This is a genomic window from Paenibacillus marinisediminis, assembly GCF_054343325.1.
In genome coordinates, this window is the sequence record NZ_JBTGUH010000057.1 from 1 (window position 1) to 223 (window position 223).

At 52.0% G+C, this 223-nt stretch carries 1 pseudogene; it reads left to right on the forward strand.

What is annotated here, in order from left to right:
* Positions 1–35 precede the first annotated feature (35 nt).
* Positions 36–223 (forward strand): annotated as a pseudogene (locus ACXX53_RS23240) (Stk1 family PASTA domain-containing Ser/Thr kinase); the annotation flags it as partial.

The following is a 223-nucleotide window of genomic DNA, read 5'->3' on the forward strand; positions in this document are numbered from 1 at the left end:
CATGAATCAGACTCTGAGAAAGAGGGGTGTGACTCTTGATAGGGACTATTTTAGGGGGCAGATATGAAATATTGGAGCGCGTAGGCGGAGGCGGCATGGCCTTGGTTTACAGGGCGCTCGATCGTCTTCTGAATCGATACGTAGCGGTGAAGGTGCTGCGTCAGCAATTCGTGCACGATGAAGAATTCATTCGGCGTTTTGGTCGAGAAGCGCAGTCTGCTGC